This window comes from Steroidobacter denitrificans (assembly GCF_001579945.1).
In the GTDB taxonomy this organism is placed as follows: domain Bacteria; phylum Pseudomonadota; class Gammaproteobacteria; order Steroidobacterales; family Steroidobacteraceae; genus Steroidobacter; species Steroidobacter denitrificans.
Window position 1 is genome coordinate 3,105,470 of sequence record NZ_CP011971.1, and the last position, 22,010, is coordinate 3,127,479.

The 22,010-nt window shown below is 62.4% G+C and carries 18 protein-coding genes; 9 read left to right on the forward strand and 9 right to left on the reverse strand.

Annotated features, from left to right (window positions below; all coding sequences use genetic code 11):
* Window positions 1-5 precede the first annotated feature (5 nt).
* Window positions 6-695, reverse strand: a complete 690-nt coding sequence (locus tag ACG33_RS13985) for a M15 family metallopeptidase (protein ID WP_066922092.1) — start codon at window positions 693-695, stop codon at window positions 6-8.
* 310 nt (window positions 696-1,005) lie between these two features.
* On the opposite strand from ACG33_RS13985, the gene ACG33_RS13990 reads away from it, so the two are divergent.
* The 3 genes from ACG33_RS13990 to ACG33_RS14000 all read left to right on the forward strand — a co-directional run bounded on the left by ACG33_RS13990 (window position 1,006) and on the right by ACG33_RS14000 (window position 6,441).
* Complete coding sequence (locus ACG33_RS13990) at window positions 1,006-3,444, forward strand: putative bifunctional diguanylate cyclase/phosphodiesterase (protein ID WP_168160103.1); 2,439 nt, start codon at window positions 1,006-1,008, stop codon at window positions 3,442-3,444.
* An 81-nt stretch (window positions 3,445-3,525) separates the two neighbouring features.
* The gene (locus ACG33_RS13995) at window positions 3,526-5,559 is read left to right on the forward strand and encodes an ATP-binding cassette domain-containing protein (RefSeq protein WP_066922096.1); all 2,034 of its coding nucleotides are present in this window, start codon (window positions 3,526-3,528) and stop codon (window positions 5,557-5,559) included.
* A gap of 63 nt (window positions 5,560-5,622) precedes the next feature.
* Complete coding sequence (locus ACG33_RS14000; protein ID WP_168160104.1) at window positions 5,623-6,441, forward strand: tyrosine-protein phosphatase; 819 nt, start codon at window positions 5,623-5,625, stop codon at window positions 6,439-6,441.
* A gap of 16 nt (window positions 6,442-6,457) precedes the next feature.
* Here the strand turns inward: ACG33_RS14000 and ACG33_RS14005 are convergent, their stop codons facing one another.
* Window positions 6,458-8,221 (reverse strand): sensor histidine kinase, encoded by a 1,764-nt coding sequence (locus tag ACG33_RS14005; protein ID WP_066922100.1) that lies wholly within the window; start codon window positions 8,219-8,221, stop codon window positions 6,458-6,460.
* Between the two features lie 306 nt (window positions 8,222-8,527).
* Here ACG33_RS14005 and ACG33_RS14010 point away from each other — a divergent pair, with 306 nt between their 5' ends.
* Complete coding sequence (locus tag ACG33_RS14010; protein ID WP_066922102.1) at window positions 8,528-9,082, forward strand: EF-hand domain-containing protein; 555 nt, start codon at window positions 8,528-8,530, stop codon at window positions 9,080-9,082.
* A gap of 109 nt (window positions 9,083-9,191) precedes the next feature.
* Here ACG33_RS14010 and ACG33_RS14015 read toward each other — a convergent pair whose 3' ends face one another.
* Window positions 9,192-11,087, reverse strand: a complete 1,896-nt coding sequence (locus tag ACG33_RS14015) for a DEAD/DEAH box helicase (RefSeq protein ID WP_066922104.1) — start codon at window positions 11,085-11,087, stop codon at window positions 9,192-9,194.
* Between the two features lie 339 nt (window positions 11,088-11,426).
* On the opposite strand from ACG33_RS14015, the gene ACG33_RS14020 reads away from it, so the two are divergent.
* Entirely contained in the window at window positions 11,427-12,401 is a 975-nt protein-coding gene (locus tag ACG33_RS14020; protein WP_407696502.1) for a PstS family phosphate ABC transporter substrate-binding protein, read from the forward strand.
* Window positions 12,402-12,515: 114 nt separating this feature from the next.
* On the opposite strand, the gene ACG33_RS14025 is transcribed toward ACG33_RS14020, so the two are convergent.
* Complete coding sequence (locus ACG33_RS14025) at window positions 12,516-13,112, reverse strand: DUF4136 domain-containing protein (protein ID WP_066922106.1); 597 nt, start codon at window positions 13,110-13,112, stop codon at window positions 12,516-12,518.
* Window positions 13,113-13,138: 26 nt separating this feature from the next.
* Here ACG33_RS14025 and ACG33_RS16915 point away from each other — a divergent pair, with 26 nt between their 5' ends.
* Together ACG33_RS16915 and ACG33_RS14030 are read left to right on the forward strand one after the other, a co-directional pair.
* Window positions 13,139-13,270, forward strand: coding sequence for a hypothetical protein (locus ACG33_RS16915; protein ID WP_257721737.1), 132 nt, complete (start codon window positions 13,139-13,141; stop codon window positions 13,268-13,270).
* A gap of 87 nt (window positions 13,271-13,357) precedes the next feature.
* The gene (locus ACG33_RS14030) at window positions 13,358-14,422 is read left to right on the forward strand and encodes a hypothetical protein (RefSeq protein ID WP_157071810.1); all 1,065 of its coding nucleotides are present in this window, start codon (window positions 13,358-13,360) and stop codon (window positions 14,420-14,422) included.
* A 108-nt stretch (window positions 14,423-14,530) separates the two neighbouring features.
* Here the strand turns inward: ACG33_RS14030 and ACG33_RS14035 are convergent, their stop codons facing one another.
* The 5 genes from ACG33_RS14035 to ACG33_RS14055 all read right to left on the reverse strand — a co-directional run bounded on the left by ACG33_RS14035 (window position 14,531) and on the right by ACG33_RS14055 (window position 19,271).
* Window positions 14,531-15,454 carry a recombination-associated protein RdgC gene (locus tag ACG33_RS14035; RefSeq protein ID WP_066922111.1) on the reverse strand — a complete coding sequence of 308 codons (924 nt, stop codon included), beginning with the start codon at window positions 15,452-15,454 and terminating at the stop codon, window positions 14,531-14,533.
* A gap of 147 nt (window positions 15,455-15,601) precedes the next feature.
* Entirely contained in the window at window positions 15,602-16,345 is a 744-nt protein-coding gene (locus ACG33_RS14040; protein ID WP_083536973.1) for an ABC-type transport auxiliary lipoprotein family protein, read from the reverse strand.
* Entirely contained in the window at window positions 16,342-17,277 is a 936-nt protein-coding gene (locus ACG33_RS14045) for an MlaD family protein (RefSeq protein WP_066922115.1), read from the reverse strand. The genes ACG33_RS14040 and ACG33_RS14045 overlap by 4 nt, the downstream gene beginning before the upstream one ends.
* A 36-nt stretch (window positions 17,278-17,313) precedes the next feature.
* A complete protein-coding gene (locus ACG33_RS14050) occupies window positions 17,314-18,141 on the reverse strand; it encodes an ABC transporter ATP-binding protein (RefSeq protein ID WP_066922117.1) in 828 nt (275 codons plus the stop codon).
* A gap of 11 nt (window positions 18,142-18,152) precedes the next feature.
* Complete coding sequence (locus ACG33_RS14055; protein ID WP_066922119.1) at window positions 18,153-19,271, reverse strand: ABC transporter permease; 1,119 nt, start codon at window positions 19,269-19,271, stop codon at window positions 18,153-18,155.
* Between the two features lie 384 nt (window positions 19,272-19,655).
* Between ACG33_RS14055 and ACG33_RS14060 the strand changes: the two genes are divergently transcribed.
* Window positions 19,656-20,792, forward strand: coding sequence for a mechanosensitive ion channel family protein (locus ACG33_RS14060; RefSeq protein WP_066922121.1), 1,137 nt, complete (start codon window positions 19,656-19,658; stop codon window positions 20,790-20,792).
* Window positions 20,793-20,976: 184 nt separating this feature from the next.
* On the forward strand, window positions 20,977-21,954 hold the full coding sequence (locus ACG33_RS14065; protein ID WP_066923494.1) for a malate dehydrogenase: 978 nt from the start codon (window positions 20,977-20,979) through the stop codon (window positions 21,952-21,954).
* Window positions 21,955-22,010 lie beyond the last annotated feature (56 nt).

Consider the following 22,010-nt stretch of genomic DNA (forward strand, 5'->3'; position numbering starts at 1 on the left):
TCCGTTCACGGTTTATCACCTTGGGGCGCATCCACCGACAGCAGGTAGCGAGTGTAGATTTCAGGCAGCCGTCCCAGCACTTGGGAGCGTCCCGCAATCTCACTGGTTTCGAGCACCTGCCGCAACATCGGCATGCTCAAGCACTCCAGCGCCGGCAGCGCCACCGGCGCATAGCTCAGATGCCAGGGTTCGGGACTGACGCCGCCATGATCGATACGATAGGGTCGATAATAGCCGAAGCGGCCCATGTTCACGTCCAGCCAAGCGGACAGACGCGCGAAAATCCCGCCGGATGCATATTCGGCGGGCACCAGTTGTACGGTATAGCCGGGGGGCACGCTGGCAGCGTCGATTACGTCCACCTCGCTGCCCCAGTGATGTCTGCTTCCTCCCGGGATCGCCGACCAGCACAGAATCGCGTCCATTCTTTGTGCATCCGTCAGGTGCTCGCTTTCCAGCGGCTGCCCTTCCCGGTCCAGCAGCGGCCGCGCCCCCGTCCATTTGCGGTTCCAGATCAGCAGTTGGGTAGCGAAATCCCTGAAGCCCGATCGGACCACCAGATCGATACCCTGTGCCGCCGCGGCGTCTCGCATCGCCAGGAACGAAGTGACCGTTTCATAATGCAGCATGCAACTCGGCTGCTCCAACTCGACGATATGGGTACATGCGCGCCCAGTGAGCTCCAGCTCATTCATCCTGCGAAAAACCTCGTGACGACCTCCCGGAGATATCCCGGAGATATTCCGAACAAGTATGACAAATTCATGTCAAAAAAACCGACATGCAACTCGCGCGATCTTGTGCAAGGAACGCGAGTATGATGACACAGACGGCAACCTCCAATTCGCGCTTGCTGCAGGATGTGGACCCGACGAAGGCGTAAAGGGCGCCGATGGCAAGCGGCGATGGAACAAAATGACACCCTGACGACGTGGTGTCGACAATGAAAACGAAATGGATGATTGGCTGGTGGTGCCGGAAAGGCAATGAACGATGGAGCATGCATTGAGATCGCATGGCCTCAGAACCAAGTTGATTTTGATGGCGCTCGCCGCCGGCGCGTGCATCACCGCGACGCTCTTTCTACTGGAATATATCGAGTATCGGGTATCGAGCCGCGACATCGGCATCCACGGCGAACGCATACTGCTGGCCGCCGAAAGCCGGCGCCTCGATCAACTGGCCGACGATATCGCCACCGCCGGCGCACCCTTGTTCGAAAAAGCACTGCGCGAGGATGACCTGGAGACGGTTCGCCGCAACGCTGCCGATCTGCTGGAAAATCCCGCAACGATCGCCGTCCGCATTACCGGCGAGGATGGCGGCATCGTCTACGAAGCACAGCGTATCGAACCCTGGACGCTCTCGCTTGCCGCGGACGAAAAGCGCAGCTTCCGGCGCGCGCTGGGCGAATCCACCGGTAGTCTCGAAATCATCGTGGGGCGTCCAGGTCTCGAGGCCTCGGCGCGGACGTTGCGCGAACAGTTGAAAGACGCCGAACGGTACACTTTCCAGCGCTGGAGCCGAATCATCATCGGCGCCGGCATGCTCATTACGCTGATGCTCGCCATCCTCGGCTGGCTGCTGGCAAGACGGTTTGAACGGCCGATCAACGAACTGATCCGCTCCGCCGAACGCATCGGCGAGGGAGACTATACCCAGCCCCACAAAGTCACCAGCAACGACGAGATCGCGGCACTGGAAACCGCTCTGGATCGCATGAGACAGAATCTGCGCCAGACCATGATCACCAAGAATTACCTCAATACCGTGCTCAACAGCATGAATGACGCGGTCCTCGTCACCTCGACGGACGGTACGGTGCGCAGGATCAACGACGCAGCGGTGCGATTGTTCGGTTACAGCGAACCGGAGATCTCCGGCCAGCCGTTCGTCAACCTGATTGCTGAGAACGAGCGTGCCGCTTTTTCCCTGGAAACGGCTGTCACGGAAACTCGCGAGTCGGTGATCGCGGCGCGCAATGGACAAACGATACCGGTCTCACTCTCGTGTGCGCCGCTGGCCGCCGAGGATCCTCAGTTCCAGGGCATGATTTTCGTCGTCCGCAATATCACTGACCGTAAGCGTGCCGAGCGGCGCATTCGCTATCTGGCGCGCTACGACGCCCTTACCAAGGTGCCGAATCGGATGCAGTTCCAGCATATGCTGCAGCAGGCGATCGCACGGGCACGACGCGACGAACGCGGCATCCTGCTGCTGTACTTGGACATGGACCGTTTCAAGGAAATCAACGATACCTTCGGGCATGCTGCCGGTGATCGGACTCTCGAGGTGCTCAGCGAACGTCTTACGCGAATCCTGCCGCGTGAGACCGTGATCGGGCGCCTGGCGGGTGATGAGTTCGGACTATTCGTCGAGGGCGTCTCCGCCACTGACGATGAGCGCATCCAGGCAGCGAACTTGTCGCGCATGGTACTTGCAGAAGTCTGCAAAGCCTACTACGTCGATCATCAGGAAGTATTTCTCACGGCCAGTCTCGGTATCGCCTTCTGCCCGAAGGATGCCGAGAACGTGATCGATCTCATCCGTAACGCCGATGCGGCCATGTACCACTCCAAGCAGGCCGGCGGCAACAGCTTTGCCTTCTATTCACCGGACATGAACGCCGCGGCAGTCGAGCGGCTCATGTTGAAAAGCAAGCTTCGCCGCGCACTGGAACGCGATGAGCTGATGATGTTCTATCAGCCCAAGGTCGATCTGAGGGACGGCCGTATCGTCGGTGCAGAGGCACTCTTGCGCTGGCGTTTGCCGGGACATGGAGACATCCCCCCCTCACAATTCATTCCCCTGGCGGAGGAAACGAACCTGATCCTCGGCATCGGCGAGTGGGTGTTGAACCGGGTCTGCGCCGACTATCGGCGCTGGACCGAGCGCGTCCCCAATCCGGGGCGTGTTTCAATCAACCTGTCTTTGAAGCAACTGCGTCAGGCGAGTTTCATCACTCGGTGCAGGTCCGTTTTTCGCCGTCACGAAGTCTCTCCCACCTGCTTCGAACTCGAGATCACCGAAACGACACTCATGGCCGATCCGAAACGAACGGTGAAATTACTCGATGAGCTGTATGCCATGGGCCTGCATCTTTCGATCGACGATTTCGGCACGGGCTATTCATCACTCAGTGCCTTGCAGCAGTTCCCGATTGGAACCTTGAAGATAGACCAATCCTTCGTCCGCGATGCCGCCATCAATTCCGATGATGCAACGATCGTGCGGACGATCATCGATATGGGTAAGGCGCTGGAATTCGAGGTCATCGCGGAAGGTGTCGAAAACGAGGAACAGTTCAATTTCCTGCGCAGCCGCGGCTGTCATTACGGCCAGGGCCGGCTGTTCGGCGACGCCATGAGTTCGGATGAATTCCTGGCGCTGCTGGCCATGCAGCACAGTGGGAACGCCAAGATCAGCGAATTGTTCGCTTCCTGAATCTCTCCTCCACTCCTCATCCAGACGGTGCCCGCGGGGAATAGCTGTCCTCCGGCCGGCGGCCGGTGTCAGAATTCCATCATGCTTACGTTTTCATCCTTGAGCCTGCGTCGGGGCACCCGGCTACTGATTGCCGATGTTTCGTTCACCATCCACCGCGCCGAGAAAGTCGGTATCGTCGGCGCCAACGGTTGCGGAAAATCCAGCCTGCTGGCGTTGATCCTCGGCGAACTGCAGCCTGACGCCGGCAGCTTCGAACTCCCCCCGCAACGGGTCATAGCCCATGTCGCCCAGGAACTCGCCGCCGATGAATGCGATGCCATCGAATTCGTGATGGACGGCGATCGGGAGCTACGCGCCATCCAAAAGGCTATCGCCGATGCCGAGGCAAACGATGCGGGCGCCTTGCTGGGCGAGCTTCATGGACGTCTGGATGCGATCGGGGGCTACGAAGCACGCAGCCGGGCGGGCCGTCTCATGCACGGACTGGGATTTACCGCTGCGGACGAGACTCGGCCGGTGGATACGTTCTCCGGCGGCTGGCGCGTGCGGCTCAATCTGGCGCGGGCCTTGATGTGCCGGTCGGATCTGCTGCTGCTGGATGAACCCACGAATCATCTGGATCTCGACGCGGTCATCTGGCTGGAAGAGTGGCTGCGCACCTATCCCGGCACGCTGCTCATGATCGCGCATGATCGGGAATTCCTGGACCGTACCGTGGGCCGGATCGTCCACATCGAAGCCGGTACCGCGCGTCTCTACAGCGGCAATTATTCCGCATTCGAAGAACAGCGTGCCGCGCAGCTGGCGCAGCAGCGCTCGATGTACGAACGCCAGCAGCGCCAGATTAGACACATGATGAGCTTCGTGGAACGTTTTCGCGCCAAGGCCACCAAGGCCCGCCAGGCTCAAAGCCGCCTCAAGGCGCTGGAACGCATGGAGCGGATCGCGCCGGCACACGTCGATTCGCCCTTCGAGTTTTCCTTCCTGTCCCCGCAGAAGCTGCCCCGTCCTTTGCTGACACTGGAGAAGCAGTCGGCGGGCTATGGTGAACGGCGGATACTGGAGTCGATCAGCATGACGATCGCGCCGGGCAACCGCATCGCCTTGCTGGGACGCAACGGCGCGGGGAAATCCACCCTGATGAAACTATTGGCCGGCGAGCTTCCAGACCAGACAGGCAGACGCACCGAGGCGCGCGACCTGCGCATCGGTTATTTTGCCCAGCATCAGCTCGAACAGCTCACGCCGGACGACTCGCCGCTGATGCATCTGCGGCGCCTGGGCGCAGATACGGCGGCGCGCGCGGCCGAGCGGGAGTTGCGCGGCTTCCTGGGCGGATTCGGGTTCAGCGGCGATCGAGTCTTCGAACCGGTCGGGCTGTTCTCCGGTGGTGAAAAAGCCCGCCTCGTCTTGGCGCTGGTGAGCTACCAGCGGCCCAACCTGCTGCTGCTGGATGAACCCACGAATCATCTGGATCTGGAAATGCGCCAGGCACTGGCCATCGCCTTGCAGGACTATGAAGCCGCCGTGGTATTGGTCTCTCATGACCGGCACCTGCTGCGCGCGGTCGCCGATGATCTGATCCTTGTCGACCAGGGACAGGCCCGGCCGTTCGAGGGCGATCTGGATGACTATGCCCGCTGGTCTGCCGCCCGCGAGCCGTCTACGGGCGAGGCGCCGACTCCATCCTGCGGCAAGGCGGCCAGACCCGGCACCGGCCGTGGCGCCAACCTCAGCATCAATCCAAGCATGGAGCAGAAAAAACAACGCAAACGCGCCGCGGCACAGCGCCGTAGCCGCATCGGCCCGCTACTGGCGGAAATCGCACGCATCGAAAACAGGATTCAGGCACTCGAAATGCGGCGCAAGGAACTCGAGGCTTCCCTGGCTTCATCTGACGTCTATGCCGCCGAGGCTAAAACACGGCTCCAGGAGCTGTTGCAATCACAGACGCAGCTGATCCGCGATATCGACGCTCAGGAAATTTCCTGGCTGGAAGCCAATGAACGATTGGAGGCTGAACTTGCCGCCGACCTTGATCCCGCCGACATCCAGCTGGCGTCGGATACCATGCTGATCGAAAATCCCCGGCCAGCCAACAGTCGCAGGTGACACGGGATGAATGTATCGATAGGCGAGTCCGGGGATCAAGGCGCCGCGGCCGGATCCGGCAGCATGTCTGAGACTGGATCAGGCGCGCCGCGTTGTCGCGTGCTGCCCTTCCAGGGCGCCTGCAATTTTCGCGATATCGGCGGCTATGTGGCGCAGGATGGACGTACGGTGCGCTGGGGCAGGGTTTATCGCACAGGTGTGCTGAGTTATCTCGGCGAGGACGACCGGGATGCATTGCGGTCGCTGCGGATCCGAGCCATCTGTGATTTACGGCGCGGAGGAGAACGCCGGCGCGAACCGACCCGTTGGCCCGAGGAGGGCGATCTGCCCCGCAAGCTGCATTGGCAGGATGGTGCCGAGGCTCCCGCGATCCGCGATTTCGCGGTGGGACGGCCGCCCACGGCTGCAGGCATGTTTGATGCAATGATCGATATGTATCGCGCCCTGCCGGCCTGGATGGGCAGCAGGATCGGCGGTCTGTTCGAATGCATCGCGAATGATCATGTACCGCTGATCGTCCATTGTGCGGCAGGCAAGGATCGCACGGGGATTGCCGTGGCTGTATTGCTGCACACGCTGGGGATCCCTTGGGAAACGATTATCGAGGACTACCTCCTGACGAACCTCGCGGGCAATTTCGAAACATTCATGCGCACCCGCCGCGATATTCAGCTCGGGCTGACCGACAGCGAACATCCGCTACTGGCCATGCCGGTAGCGATGCGCCGGGTTCTGTTCAGTGCCGAGGCGGCATTTCTGCAAGCGGCCAAGGACGAAATCGATCTTCGCTATGGCGGCCTGGATGCCTATCTGGAGCGCGCTGCAGGCATTACGCCGACGCTTCGGGAACGCATGCGCCAGACGCTGCTGGAGCCGCTCTGAGACGCGCTGTTTAGGTCTAGGCAGCGCTGGCCAGCGGCAAGGTGAAATGGAAGGCAGCCCCCTCACCGACGACGCCGGCCGCCCAAATCTTGCCGCCGTAGCGATTCACGATACGCGCCACCAGCGCCAAGCCCACGCCGGTACCCGGAAAGTCCGTAGCCGAGTGCAACCGCCGAAACGGTTGAAACAGATTCCCGGCATGCGCCATATCGAAACCCACACCATGATCACGTAGGCAATAAATCCTCTCGTGTCCTTCTTCGCAGCTGAACTCGATACGGACCCGCGGCTTGCCGACGCTGTATTTCCAGGCATTGGACACCAGGTTGAACACCAGGGATTTCATCAGGCGAGGGTCGGCCATCACGATCAGGCCAGGCTGGACATGACTGTCGATATCGATGCGCCCGTGCTGTTCGGCAATGTCATCGATGCATTGACGCACGAGGCCGCTTAAGGAAACCTCCTCGCAAGCCAGCTCATGACGTGAAACGCGTGCGAGCGAAAGCATGCCGTCGATCACCTCGACCGCACCGCGCACCCCGGCATGGATGCGATCGAGCCGCTTGCGCACTTCCGGGTCCGCAGATTCGTTCAACCTCAACTCCAGCAACCCTGCCTGGCCGGAAATCGTCGTAAGCGGAGAGCGCAGATCGTGAGATGCCGCGGCACTGAATGCTTCCAGTTCGTCATTCGCCGCCGCCAGGCGCTCGTTCGCCAGCGCCAGTTGGGAAGTACGCTCGGCGACTCGCTGCTCCAGCGTCTCGTTGGCTCCCTGCAGCGCCTTCCGGGCGCGATCCAGTTCCTTGGCATAGTGCTGTAAGGCCAAAGTCAACAGCAGCAGCATGATGCTCGATATACTCGCCACGATCACCATTTTCAGCATTCGCTCCCGCCACGACGCCATGATCGATCGATGGGTGCGCCCCACGACTGTGAGCAAGGCGGCGGCCGGCTGCGGCCGGGAGACAGCGTACATCATGCCGGCACTGCCAGCCTGGGCACGAAATTCGAGGATCGTCGGCTGCTGCTGTACCGCCCGCAGGATATGTTGCCGCTCCGTGCTGCTGATTCGCGTCGACATCGGCAGGTCGGCGGCTGCGCCGGATACGACGCGCGCCAGAATATCGCCGTTTTCGGTCATCAACCCTATGACCGCATCCGCAGGCAACGTGCGCTCGTAGCGCCGGTGCAGCGCCTCGATGTCGAACCAGGCACCTGCATATCGGATCTCTCCTGCCGGCGCAGCGATCCGCACGGCAATCGGAATGACGCGTTGCGCGGGATTGACCGGCACCGGGATCGGCGTACCGACGAACATGGAAGGCGCCTCGCGGAAGGCACCCAACAGCCACTCAGGCGGCCGGGATGCCGCCTCGCGATAGTCTCCCCGTGCCGCTGCCATGAAGCGATCCGGCGCCGCCACGAACAGAGCGTCTACATAGGCGCCGCCGACCAGATCGCTGCGCAACATTCTCAATGCTTCGCGCTCCTCGGCATGTCGTATTCCGCCGATCGCCTCGAGATGACTGGCTGCCGCCTGCGCTGAACCCAGCCCATCGGCCAGGACGGCCTCGGTATGCAAATTCAATCCCGTGGCAAAATTCAACAATGCCGTACGGGCCGCCGCACGCGTCTGCTGTCGGTCGACGAATACGCTTGCCATGGCGTAGACCCACGCGATGGCGGCGATGATGCCTGCGTATGCGAACACCGATCTTCTCAGGCGTGTCAGCCGGGGATCCGACAGGGATGCGGTCTGGACCGGAGCGTGGTTCATACCTGGGATCGGAGGCCGGGTTGAGTTGAAAGGCTGGACGGACTCGCTGTTTTGTCGGGCTGGCTTTCATCCGGCTGGCGGAGAGTGCCTGCTAGGGCAAGGAATCACAGTATTCTGTAATCGGACCGTCGACAGAATAGCATTTGCCGTACACCGGGCGACGGTCCGCATCTACCGGGATCGGCCAGGCCGCTGCAAAGACCATGGAAACGCCTTGTCAACCAAACCGCACCTGGCGCGCTTTATGTTCTGTCAAGCGCCGAATCGCCGTAGCGATACGGCCCATACCTTACGACAGGAGCGACCATGTTGAAATCAATCATCCTCGGAACTCTGCTGGTAACCTCGGCCGGCGTCGTCGCGGCGCATGCGCGCGACGGCGGACCGGATCCCATGCTCAGCCAGGCCGACAAGGACGGGGACGGCGCCATCAGCCGCGATGAATTCCGGAATGCGAGAGTCGAACTCTTCGCGCGAATGGACAAAAATTCAGACGGCTACCTGGATGAAGCGGACCGGCGTACCGATACGAAAGCGCCTGGAGCCGCCGCAAAGACGAATACGGATCAGCCGCCTCGCAAGGGCGCCAGGCACGAACACAGACGCATGCACAAGGACATGAACCACAAGACCATGTTCGAACGTCTGGATGCCGACGGCGACGGCAGACTCAGCAAGGATGAATTCGTCGACGGCGCCATGTCCAGGTTCGACCAGGCGGATACCGACGGCAACGGCATGCTCGACACCCAGGAACTGGAAGCGATGCGGAAGGCTGGAAAGCAGCGCCTTCGGGAGCCGCGTCAAAAGCGCAGCAAGGCGCAAGCGTCCGGAAACTGGCAGCAGAAATCCGGGAACTGAGCAGCGGGAATCCTGCAACTGGCGGGAGAAAACCGGAAACCGACCGCGGAAACGGCGGGCATCGACAACGATGCCCGCTTACTGTCCGGCGGTTGCCGACGCCTTCGCATCAACGCCGCGGCGGCCGCGTGGATTCGCGCTTCGCAGGCCCGCCTCTTGCTGATTTACCCCTTGCTGATTCACTTGGACGCTCCCGGCGCATCTTCTGCACCTGCGTCTTCAAAGCACGGCTGATCTGCAGCTTCTGTCCGGCGATGCGCGTCTTCTGTAACTCGCGAAACACCTCCTTGGGCATGCCCGGCGGCAAATCGACAAAACTATGATCCTCGCAGATCACCACGCGGCCGATGTGGCGTCCGTCGAGGCCCGCCTCGTTGGCGATGGCACCGACGATATTGGCGGGTTTGACGCCATGCACCTGACCGACCTCGATGCGGTACGTCTCCACCTCGGTCGGTGAAACTCGGCCCGCGCCTTTCCCGGAAGGCCGCTCCGGCCGCCTTGTCGGTCCATCCGATACCGACTCAAGCCTGGATCGCGATACGGCGGCCCGAGCCTCGCCCCGCAATGCGGGCCGATGTTCGAACTCGCCTGCCGGAGGCGTGTGGACTTCCCGGGAACCGGCCTCGACCGGACCGGCCTCGACCGAGTCCGAACTCTCCATCAGCGATTTCGTCCCCTGCACGATACTTGCCAGGGCCGCGGCGATCTCGACCATCGGTACATCATGCTCCTGCTGGTAGCGTTCGACGACATTGCGCATTGCATTGCCGGCACCGCTGGCCAATATCTGGGTGAGGCGTTCGTTGAATCGTTCGACGCGCCGCCGATTGACGTCTTCGATGCTGGGCAGTTGCATCGGGGCGATGCTCTGGCGAGTGGCCCGCTCGATCACGCGCAGCATGTTTCGTTCACGCGGCGCAATGAACAGGATGGCCTCGCCGCTGCGCCCGGCGCGGCCCGTGCGGCCGATGCGGTGCACATAGGATTCCGGATCGTAGGGAACATCATAGTTCACCACATGACTGATGCGTTCGACATCGAGTCCCCGCGCCGCGACGTCGGTCGCCACGACGATGTCGATCTGGCCCGCCTTGAGCCTCGTGATCGTGCGTTCACGCTGTGCCTGAGCGATGTCGCCGTTCAATGCCTCGACCGCGAAGCCACGCGCCGCGAGCCGCTGCGTCAAGTCTTCCGTCGCGAGTTTGGTGCGAGCAAACACCAGCATGCCGTCGAAAGGTTCGGCTTCCAGGATGCGCGTCAGGGCATCGAGCTTGTGCACTCCGCTGACGATCCAATAGCGCTGGCGGATCTTGGCTGCCGTCGTAGTCTTGCTCTTGATGGTCACTTCCACCGGTTCGCGCAGATACTTCTGCGCGATACGGCGTACCGCCGCAGGCATCGTCGCGGAAAACAGTGCAGTCTGACACCGCGGCGCCCGCTCCAGTATCCACTCGACGTCATCGATGAAGCCCATGCGCAGCATCTCGTCCGCTTCGTCGAGCACAAAATATTTCAGCGTTTCCAGAGCGAGCGTGCCGCGCTCGATATGATCCATGATGCGTCCCGGCGTACCGACGACGGTATGGACGCCGCGCCGCAGGGTCTGCAACTGGGGCGTATAGCTTTGTCCGCCGTAGATCGGCGCAACATGAAAAGCACTCATTCCTGCTGCGTAGCGCTGAAAGGCCTCGGCGACCTGGATCGCCAGCTCACGCGTCGGCACCAGCACTAGCGCCTGGGGAGCGCGCCGCGCCAGCTCGATCCTCGACAAGATCGGCAGTGCAAACGCGGCGGTCTTGCCTGTCCCGGTCTGCGCCTGGCCCAGCACATCGGCGCCCGCCAGCAGAGGGGGTATCGTCGCCGCCTGGATAGGCGAAGGCGATTCGTAGCCGACCGCATCCAACGCCGTGAGCAGGGCCTCATTCGCCAGTAGATCGCGAAACCTTGTACCTTCGGGCGGGATGGAGTCTTCGGGTGCGGCCTGTGGCCTGTCGACGGGCAAGGGAACCTCTGCAAATGCGGCATGGGCCGCGGCGGGAAAATGGGCGCGCGATTCTAGCCTCCCGCGTAACCTTGCGATACCCGGATCGTTAAACAGGGGCGACTATCCCTGGCATCGCCACGGCGACTTCCGGAAGGGCGATACGCCGAACGACTGGCCTGAGCGTGGCGGATGTTGCAAATATATCGCACACTTGCGCCCCTGCGATGCGAAGCACGAGGCAATGGCGCGATGTCACCACGATCGGCAGGGCAGCTACTGACGCGGCGGCTTGCGAGATATTTCCGGGCGCTTTCGGCCTGTCTGGCGGCGCTGTTGCTGATCGGTGCTCCTGCGCTCATGCTGAGTGCCTGCGGTAGCAAGAATACCGCCGAGAGCCGGGCCGGCCGCAAGCCGATCGTCAGGATCGATGGGTCGAGCACGGTGTTTCCCATCGCAGAAGCGGTGGCGGAGGAGTTCCAGCTTGCCCGGCGCGGGGCTGTCCGGGTCACGGTGGGATTATCGGGTACTGGCGGAGGTTTCAAGAAACTCTGCCGCGGAGATGCCGATATAACCAATGCGTCGCGGCCCATACTGAAAGGTGAAATGGAAGCCTGCCGCGCGAGCGGTGAGCGTTACCTGGAATTACCGATCGCGTTCGATGCCATCACCGTGGCGGTCAACCCTGAAAACGACTGGGTCGAATCGTTGACCATCGCCGATCTGAGGAAAATGTGGGAACCCGCCGCACAAGGCAAGATCACGCGCTGGAACCAGGTGCGCCCCGAATGGCCCGACATGCCGCTGATGCTATTCGGTCCCGGAGCAGACTCGGGAACGTTCGACTATTTCACCGAGGCAGTCATGGGAGAGGCCAAATCAAGCCGCGGCGATTATACGGCGAGTGAAGACGACAATGTGCTCGTGCAAGGCGTCGAGCACAACAAGAATGCGCTAGGCTATTTCGGGTACGCCTACTACATCGCGCACAAGGAAAATATGCGGGCAGTGGGCATCCAGGCCGACAGCGGCGCAACCGTCCTCCCCGATCTGACGACGGTTCTCGACGGCAGCTATCGGCCGCTGTCACGGCCCTTGTTCGTGTATATCGCTGAAAATGCGGCACAACGGCCTGAAATACGCGACTTCATCCGCTTCTATCTGCTCGACGGCCCTGATCTCGCCGCGCAGGTCGGATTCGTGCCGCTGCCTGAACATGCCTCGCAGGCCGCGCTCCTGCATTTCGAGAACAATCGTGTCGGCACTATTTTTGGCGGTCTACCCGTAGTAGGCATCACGATCGATGAGTTGCTGCAGCGTGAAGCTGTGCATTAGCACCAAACGGCCCTCGATATCCTTTCTGATCGGGATGAATATCGGGAATGCATGATGATGCAGAAGCATTGACCGCCCCTTGCGCCGCGGTATCTTCAAGGAACCGCGGTATCTTCAGGGAAATGCGGCCAGGATCCGTTCGACCACCGTATCCGCCTCTTCCTGAGTCAATTCCCGGCTCGCAAAGCTGGTATCCAGCGAGCCGCTCCAGACCTGTGCATTGCTCGCGACATCGATCACGTCCAGCATGAACGTAGCGGACTGCCGCTCCTTGCGGCTGATCGGAACGCTGACCCCGATCCCCCCGACCATGCCCCGCGAACCGCCGCCGGCGCCGACAGCGACGCGCGGCTTGGCGGCCGCCGACTCGCGAAACAACAGCACATAGGTGATACGGCAGTCCGGGCGGTCCGGCGACAGCTCGTAGCCCTTGTCCTGCAATCGGCGCATCGCTGCCGCGCGGATCCGCTGCTCATTGAGCGATGCGGCAACATCACGCACCGCCAGCCAGTCGAACGTGCGGCATGCGGTAAGATCCGTGTCGGCCTGCTGGACTCTCACCTTCGAGGTACTGGCGGCACAAGCCGCAAGCGCCAAGGCCGGTATCGCCGCCGCCAATGCCTGTAGCATGCGCCCTGCCACCGGAAACCTGCGCAAAGCATCGCGCCGGGTGCGGCAATATCCAGACGAACCGTCATCCGATATGTTCATTGGGATCCTCCCGGCTGTAATCCACGATGGGCTCGGACACCGCTACGCTGCCGGAATACTGCGGCGGCCCGTACGGCAAGAGTGCATTCGGCTCCCTTTCGATCACAATCGCCCCCTTCGGCGCCGACGCCGCGATCGGCACGATTGCGGCAAGTTGAGATGCAAGACGCCCAGCCTATCAGGTACCGGGACCGGTGGAATATGCCCGCTACGTGGAGCAGATCGTTTTTTGTAGACTGCCGGTCATGACAGCCGCTGCTTCCAATCGGTTCCCGGTCTATCCGCCCGGTCTGCGCCGGCCCTTGCGCGCCGGGCGCACCGCTGCCCCGTCCCGCCGATCCATGGAGTTCTCGACTCGACGGATCCGCCTGCTGGGGAGCCTCATCCTGGGAACATCCCTGCTGACAGCCTGCACGGGACCGCTCGTGCGGCAGCACACCGGCTCCGTCAGCAGCACCGCTCAGGCCATGCCCGGCGAGGCGGATACGCTGGCAAGCGCCGCGCTGCAAGCCTGGGCGGAACGGCGGAATACCGCTCAGGCGCTGGCGCTGATCCGCCGCGCCGTGCAGCATGACGAGAATCGCCCAGACCTGGTCTGGCTGCAGATCCGTCTATGTGCCGAGGCAGACGGCTGTGATCCGACCCCCTTCGAGACTCGGCTGCGCCGATTGGATCCCGCCAACGGCGTTGTCTGGCTCGGCGCTCTCGGGCGTGCCGAAGACCGGCTGGACAATCAGGCGGCGGCATCCCTCCTGGACGCCATGAGTCGTGTTACAGGATTCGACCTCTATTGGACGACGCTGGTGCGCCGCCTGACGCTGGCGCTGAACGCCGCGCACGGGCCGATGTCCGGCGCCGATGGCCACGCTGTCCGCCGGCCGGACGATGCAGTCCTGACGGGAGCCTTGAATGACATCACCGGTTGGTTGTCCCGGCTCGACACACCGGCGTTTGGGCCGCTCACGACGGCATGCAGCCCGCCCCGGGCGCATGCGACAGGTACGGTAGCCCGATGTATATCGATTGCGACAATCATGCAAGGCAGCGACACGGCGCTCGCGGAAGCGCTGGGACTGGGCATCGCACAACGTCTCGCGGCGCCCGGATCTCCCCAGGCCGCGGCGCTGGACCGGCGCATCGATGTCCTGCGCTATCGCACGCAGGGCGCCGTGGCTATCATGGAAGGCCAGAATGAGCGCGAAAAGTTCTCGGCCGAAATACTGGATCTCATGAAAAACCTGCGTCGCGAACAGGATGTCACCGGTACGATTCTGCGCTGGGCGGGACATCCCCTGGATCCGCAGCAGTGACACCGGCCGACCTGCGGATGGCGCTGCGGTGTCGGGCAATGCTCGCCGCGGCGGCGACGGCCGGCATCCCGGACCGCTCGAAACGGATACGAACTGTACTGCCGGGAACTACGCGGCGGCCGATTGTGCTTGCGCAGAACGCACGCCGAGCACCTCTGCCAGATCGGCCAGCAGCTGCGCCAGTTCGCCGGTCATGAGCGTGAAATCGATATCGAATTGTTCCTCCGCGGCGGGTTGGGCCGCCTCGTCCCCGGGGCCGTCCTTCTCGATCGCCAGGAACTCCACGCGCTTGACCTGTAATTTCTCCGTCAGCACGAAGGCGATGCGATCGTTCCAGGTCAGACCCAGCCGCGTGGCGAACATCCCGGCGCCGATGTGCGCACGGATATCTTTTCCATCCAAGGGATGACGCACATAACGGATCGTGGGCTTGCTCGGATCCGCCGACTGCAGCTCCAGATCCTGCTCGATCGTGAAGCGTAGCGGAGCATCGCCGGCCATCACCCAGGCCCCCAGGATCTGTGGTACGGAGCGCTCGGTCTCCAGGAATTCCACCGCCAGCGTCCCCAGCGTATCGCGCAAGGTTTCGATCAACTCCTCCGCCCGCGAGGCGCCGGCGGCATCGATCACCAGCCGGCGATTGGCCGGATCGATCCAGGCGCATGTGGATCGCTTGCGGGTCAAGGCGCGCCCACGCAGTTCTTCCCCGACCCGTTCCTTCAGCTCACGCATCTGCCGGCGGCCGACAGGATATCCTTGCTGCTCCTCCAGTTCCTTGGCGCGCTCGCCCGCCACCTGGCGGATAACCGAGGCAGGCAGCAGCTTCTCTTCCACGCCCAGAGCAATCAAATGCTGGCCGTTGGTCGTGTGGACGAATCGCCGGCCGGGCCCGACCGGCACCCATCCGCGGCTGTGCCTATCGAAGCTGCCGCAGGGCGGCAGCGAACGATTCGACAATTGAGTTTCCAGTTCGGCGGCGGGAACCGACCAATCTTCCGGCAACCGATAAACGATGAGATTCTTGAACCACATGAGGCGTTGGGGACGAAATGAGGGACGACCGCCGGACGGGCGGGGCCAAAGGCGCCTAAGTATACGTACCCCGGTGCGTCTGGCCAGGATGGTTCACCGAAGGCGGTGACTTGACCCTCAAGGCTCGACGTATGCCGGCGCGGCCGGCTAGAAATCCGGTTCACCGCCAGACCTCTGCAGATCGCTTGCTATCGAAGCCGATACCTGCCGGGCGAGCGACAGCGCCGCCTGCTGCCCGGCCGACTCGAACGCGCCTACCACCGCACCCATACGATTCCGGGCTGCCTGCCGGCGGGCATGGATGCTGAATGTCCGCACCAGTTTGCGATCCGCGACGCGAATCAATCGAGCGGTGAAATATATCTGTGCCGTAGGCGCTGCCGTTTCGCCGGTATACTCCGCCTGAAAATCGCGTACGTCGATATCCAGCAGGTAGGCGCCGCCGATCCTTGCCCGCTCGGAACTCACGCTGTTGAACAGTTGCTGATCGCGCAGCGAATCGATCAACAAGGACTGCAGGACTTCGGCGGCAGGCGCTCCCCAGCGTACGGCCCGGTAATAGTCCAGCCGCCGGCCCGTAAGGACGCCGATTCGATCGGTATCCAAGCCGGGAGCAAGATGCGGCCTGGCGATCGACAGGTCGATGCCTGCGGCGCCCGACAGGCTTTCGTCGCGGAGGGCCGGATCCGGTGCCGCGGGTGCCAGCACATATATCGTATTCACCGGCAGATCGCTTTCCAGCAGCGATCCGCTACAGGCGGACAGCAGCATCGCCGGGATCATGAGCCAGGCCAGCGGTTTCCGGCGCCCGATACGCAGCCACGACCCGCTGGCCGCTGAACGTCCCGCGCGCGACAACGCTTCCCCGGCATCCGGCATCGTTGTTGTCATGGATCGATCTCGACGCCGCTCTGCGGCGGTTCATACAGAATCTGCGACGGATTTTCCCGGAGGCTGCGCGACAGATCGCGAAACTCCCGCGCCGCCGAGCGGGTCTCGCGCAGCAGCTGTTCGATTTGAAATAATCCTTGTTCGCTGAAATGTCCAAGCTGCCGTTCGCTCTGGTGCGTGAATGCATCCATACGCCCGGCAGCCTGCGCCAGATGCCCCGCGGTTTCACTCAAGCGAGCCAGCGTCGCGCGTATCTCGGGGCGTGCATCGACCGTAATTCCGCGCATCGCCCGTGCGCCTTCACGAACCTCATCGACCGCTCCCTGCAACTGGACGATCAGCTGCGTCACCTGCGCCGTGGTCTGCGGCAGGCCGACCGTTGCCGTGCGCACATGCTCGATCGTCGCCGCCAGCCCCTCGATGTTGTCGTCGGACAGTATGCGACTGAAGCGGTCGAGCAGCACATTGGCGCTGCCCACCAGTTCCGGCAAACTGGCCAGGAACACGTCGATGTCGGAAGCCACCGACTCGATCACCGGATAACGCTCCCCCTGCGGCAACGGAGCGCTTTTATCGAGTTCGGGCGCCTCGCGCAAATTGACGTACAGCAGTCCCGTCACGCCCTGCAAGCCGAGGCTGGCGCGCGTCGCTGAGGAAATGGGCGCGCTGCGGTCGATCTCCGCGATCGCCGCAACCCGACCGGGATTCGCGGGATCGATGGACAGCCGGCGTATACGACCGACATCCACGCCTAGATAACGCACCGGGCTGCCGCGATCCAGGCCGCTGACGCTGCCGCTGAAGTAGATTTCGTAAAGCGTATATTCACGCCCGTCATTGGCGTTCGTATACCACAGCACGAACCCTACGGCCGCTGCAACGGCCAGCAGGATGAACGCGCCGACGGCAACGTAATTGGCTTCTCGTTCCATGCGCGAATGTCGTCAGTGTCCGAGTTTCCACCACCCTCAGCGGTGACGGCGCGGGTTCCGCAGATCGCCGCCCCGGCACGGCTGCGCCTCATCAGCTGCCCGCGCTGCCATATGCGCCGCACGGGCGCGCGGCCCGTGAAAGTATTCCCGTATCCACGGATGAGGATTGTCCACGAGTCCCTCGAGCGTATCGACCACGATTTTTCTGTCAACCAGCACGGCCACCCGGCTACAGGTTGCGATCAGTGTATCCAGGTCGTGGGTAATCATCACGATCGTCAGTTTCAATCCACGATGCAGATAACGCACCAGTTCATCGAACGCCGAGGCCGAGATCGGATCGAGCCCTGCCGTCGGCTCATCCAGAAACAACAGCGTCGGATCGAGCGCCAGTGAACGGGCCAAGGCCGCCCGCTTGACCATGCCGCCCGAGAGCTGGGAGGGAAGCTTGGCACCGGCCTCCAGCGGCAGGCCCACCATGCGCAGACGCATTTCGGTCAGCGACGCCAGAGCCTGCGCTGACACATCGAAATACTCCCGTATCGGCAGCTGGATGTTCTCCGCCACCGTCAGCGAGGAGAACAAGGCTCCCTGTTGAAACGTGACACCGTAGCTGCGCTTGACCGCCAGCATCTCCGACTCGCTCATTAGCGTAATGTCCTTGCCGGCAATCAGCACCTGGCCGGCGGTCGGGCGATGCAATCCGAGCATCGTGCGCAACAGCACCGATTTTCCGCTGCCGGAACCACCGACGATGCCGAGCACCTCGCCGGGATGGACATCGAGGTCGATCTGGTCGTGTACCAGCTGCGCACCGAAGCGATTGACCAGCGAGCGCACGGAAACGAGGGGGGGGTGATCCATCGAGAAAACCGTCAGAAGTCGAGTTCCACGAATATGATCGCAAAGATCGCATCCGCGAGGATCACCAGAAAGATGGACTGCACGACGGCCACGGTCGTCAGCCGCCCCAGTTCCCGTGACGAGCTGCGCACTTGCATACCGCGATAGGTACCGACCATCGCGATCAGGAGCGCAAACACAGGCGCCTTGATCAAGCCTGCCCAGAATGTCGTGGGTGCCAGCGCATCCTGTACTCGGGCAATGTACTGGGGCAGCGGGATATCCAACAGCAGGGACGACAGCAGCGCCCCCCCCATCAGACCCATCGCGTCGGCAACGATCGTCAACAGCGGCAGCGCGATGAGCAAGCCGATGACGCGCGGCAGCACCAGTACTTCGAAATAGTCGATGCCCATCGAGCGCAGCGCATCCACTTCCTCATTGAGACGCATCACGCCGATCTCCGCCGCGAAGGCGCTGCCCGAGCGCCCGGCGACGATGATTGCGGTCAACAATACCCCCATCTCGCGCAGCACGGCGATCGCCACCAGGTCGACCGTGAAAATTTCGGCGCCGAACTGGCGCAATTGTTGCGCCCCCAGGTAGGCGACGATGACGCTGATCAGGAATGCGATCAGCGCAACGATCGGGACCGCCTGGATACCGGTCTCATAGACATGGCGCGTGATCGACGGAATCCGCAAATGATGCGCGCTGCGCAGTGCGCTCCGCAACGTCAGGGCAAGCCGGCCCAAATAGCCGGTCGCATCATGCACCCGGCCTAGTTGCTCGAGAGACGTACGGCCGACCCAGGCGAGCGCATCGCGCAGGGACGCCGGGGCATCCGCTGGAGCGGCGGGCGGCATGTGCGCATCGGCGAGCATGTCCTGAAGGAAAACCAGCTGCGCCGGCGCCTGTCCGGCGAACTCGATGCTGGCGCCCGACTCCTTCAGGCCGGCGAGCCGCTCGCGCAGCAGCCATGCACCCGACAGATCCAGCGCCTCCAGTGCGCCGCTGTCGATGCGCACGCGCGCATGACCGGCAGGCAGACTCGCCAGCGCATGTTCTATTTCCGCAATATTCTCGATGCGCCACGCCCCGCGCAGACCCAGCGTCAGCGTGTCGCCGCCTTGACTTGATTCCAGTAGCACCGTAGCTGCTCGCCCCGGAGTGGCTGTGAAAACCGTCCGAGAGTATCAGCACCACGGCGCCGGAACCAAAATCCCATTTCCGAAAACCGGCCGGGGGCGACCCGGCAAATTCACTCGCGCCACTTCGCCCCGTCGCCCCGTCGCTTCCCAGACGGCCGTTTTCGTCCGGCCGGCCAACCCCAGGCGGCGGATCGTGGCGAGCCTCGCGCATGATCACGTCCCTTCACCCGAAAGATCGCATCCTTTCACCCGGAGGAGATGCGATTTATTCTGCCGCCCGCCCATCCGTCGCCATCCCCAATCCATCAGGTGCTGGCAAGCGCCTCGATCGAGCGTGTTCGGCAGCGGCTTTGCACCCTGACTCAACGCCCTGAGGAAAGATCAATGAACGAGTTCAGCCGGCCACTCACGATCCATTACTTCGGCAACTCGCTACTGCAATGGGGCGCCTTCGTCATCATCGCGACAATGGCGCTGCTGACACTGTTGCTGATACGCCGCCTGGTTCGTAACCGGCATGCCGTGCTGGCGGCGACCGCGGAAATCGAATTCGCCGAGCGGTTCTTCCAGATCGCCAGCCGCACCAGCAGCGCATTCCTGGCGATCGTCTCGGTCTACGCCGGCCTGCTGGCTTTGAAGCTCCCGGAAAACGCCTACCAGGCGATTCATACCGCGTTCACAATTGCCGTCTTCTGGCAGACTGGCTTGTGGGCAAGCACGGCGGTACTCGCCGCGGTGCAACGCCGGCGCCGCGGTGCCCTGAAGAGCGACCAGGCCGCGGCCAGCTCATTGGGCATTATCGGTTTCGTCGCCCGCCTGACGATCTGGTCGCTGGTCCTGCTGCTGACCCTCGATAATCTCGGCATCCAGATCAAGTCGCTGCTGGCCGGACTCGGTATCGGCGGCATTGCGGTGGCGCTCGCAGCTCAGAATATTCTGGGCGATCTGTTCGCATCCCTGTCCATTACGCTCGACCGTCCTTTCGTGGTGGGCGACGCGCTGCAGGTCGATGAATTCAGCGGCACGGTGGAATACATCGGCGTGAAAAGTACCCGCCTGCGCAGTGTCAGCGGTGAACAGATCATCATTCCGAACGCCAACCTGCTCAGCAGCCGGATTCGCAACAATGCCCGCCTGCGAGAGCGACGGGTGATCTATACCCTCAGCGTCGATCAGCTGACGTCCCACGAACAGCTGCGGCGGCTTCCGGGCATTTTGCGCGAACTGATCGAATCACATCGCGATGTACGCTTCGATCGTGCGCATTTCGCCAGGATCGGCTCATCCTCGTTCGACATCGAAGCCGTATATATCGTCACGACGCCGAACTACGGCAGACACATGGACATCCTCCAGGACATTCACCTGCGGCTGCTCGACATCATGGGTCGTGAGGGCATCTCGCTCGCCCAGCCGTCCCAGAAGCTGTATATGCAAGATCCGGCGCCGCACGTATCCACGGAATTGCAGCTCGTCGCGGCCGAGGAAAGCCGATCCGCGGCAACCGATCCGGCTGGCTGATCAAATCGGGGCGAGCCATGAGCCGGCGCCGCAGCATCACCTCCATCTTTGTAATTTTTTATTGAAATCATAAAGTTATATGTTTACATAAATCGCTTTACGATCCCGAGACCCCACCCTGGGCACGGCCTGCTAGAATTCGCGCCCCTTTGTGATGGTCTTTCGAGATGGAGAGCCGCGGTTTATGAAGAGTCCCGTGAATGTCGCGATCACCGGCGCCGCCGGACAGATCGGCTATGCCCTAGCCTTCCGCATCGCCTCGGGCCAGATGCTCGGCGCCGACCAACCGGTCAACCTGCATCTGCTGGAAATCACCCCGGCGCTCGGCGCCCTGCAGGGCGTGCTGATGGAACTGAACGACTGCGCCTTTCCGACACTGAACAAGATCGTCGCCACCGACGATGCAAAGATCGCGTTCAAGGACTGTCACGCCGCGCTGCTGGTCGGCGCGCGGCCCCGCGGGCCGGGCATGGAGCGCAAGGATCTGCTGTTGGCAAATGCGCAGATCTTTTCCGTGCAGGGCAAGGCGCTCGATGAAGTCGCGGATCGCAATGTGCGCGTGCTGGTCGTCGGCAATCCCGCCAACACCAATTCGCTGATCGCCCAGCGCAATGCGCCGAACCTGAATCCGCGCAATTTCACGGCCATGGTCCGCCTGGATCACAATCGTGCGCTGGCGCAATTGGCGGAGAAAACCGCGGTCCACAGCACCCGGATCCGCAAGACGACGATCTGGGGCAATCACTCCTCCACTCAATATCCCGATCTGCATCACACGCTGGTGGACGGCAAACCGGCCTTGTCACTGGTCGAGCAATCCTGGTACGCGGACACCTTCATCCCCGTCGTGCAGCAACGCGGCGCGGCGATCATCAAGGCGCGCGGACAGTCCTCGGCGGCCTCGGCGGCCTCGGCGGCCATCGATCATGTACGCGACTGGGTCAACGGTACGCCGGAAGGCGACTGGGTCAGCATGGGCGTGCCGTCCGACGGCAGCTACGGTATTCCGGAAGGCGTCATCTACGGTTATCCGGTGACCTGCAAGAACGGCGACTACCAGATCGTACAGGGACTGGACCTCAACGAATTCAGCCGTCAGCGCCTGGACGCCACCCACAAGGAGCTGCTGGAAGAACGCGACGGGGTGAAAGACCTGATTTGATTGGGGCCGTCTGGCCGGCGCGGCCGTGCCGGCCAGACGGAACTCCTCCAGCTTGT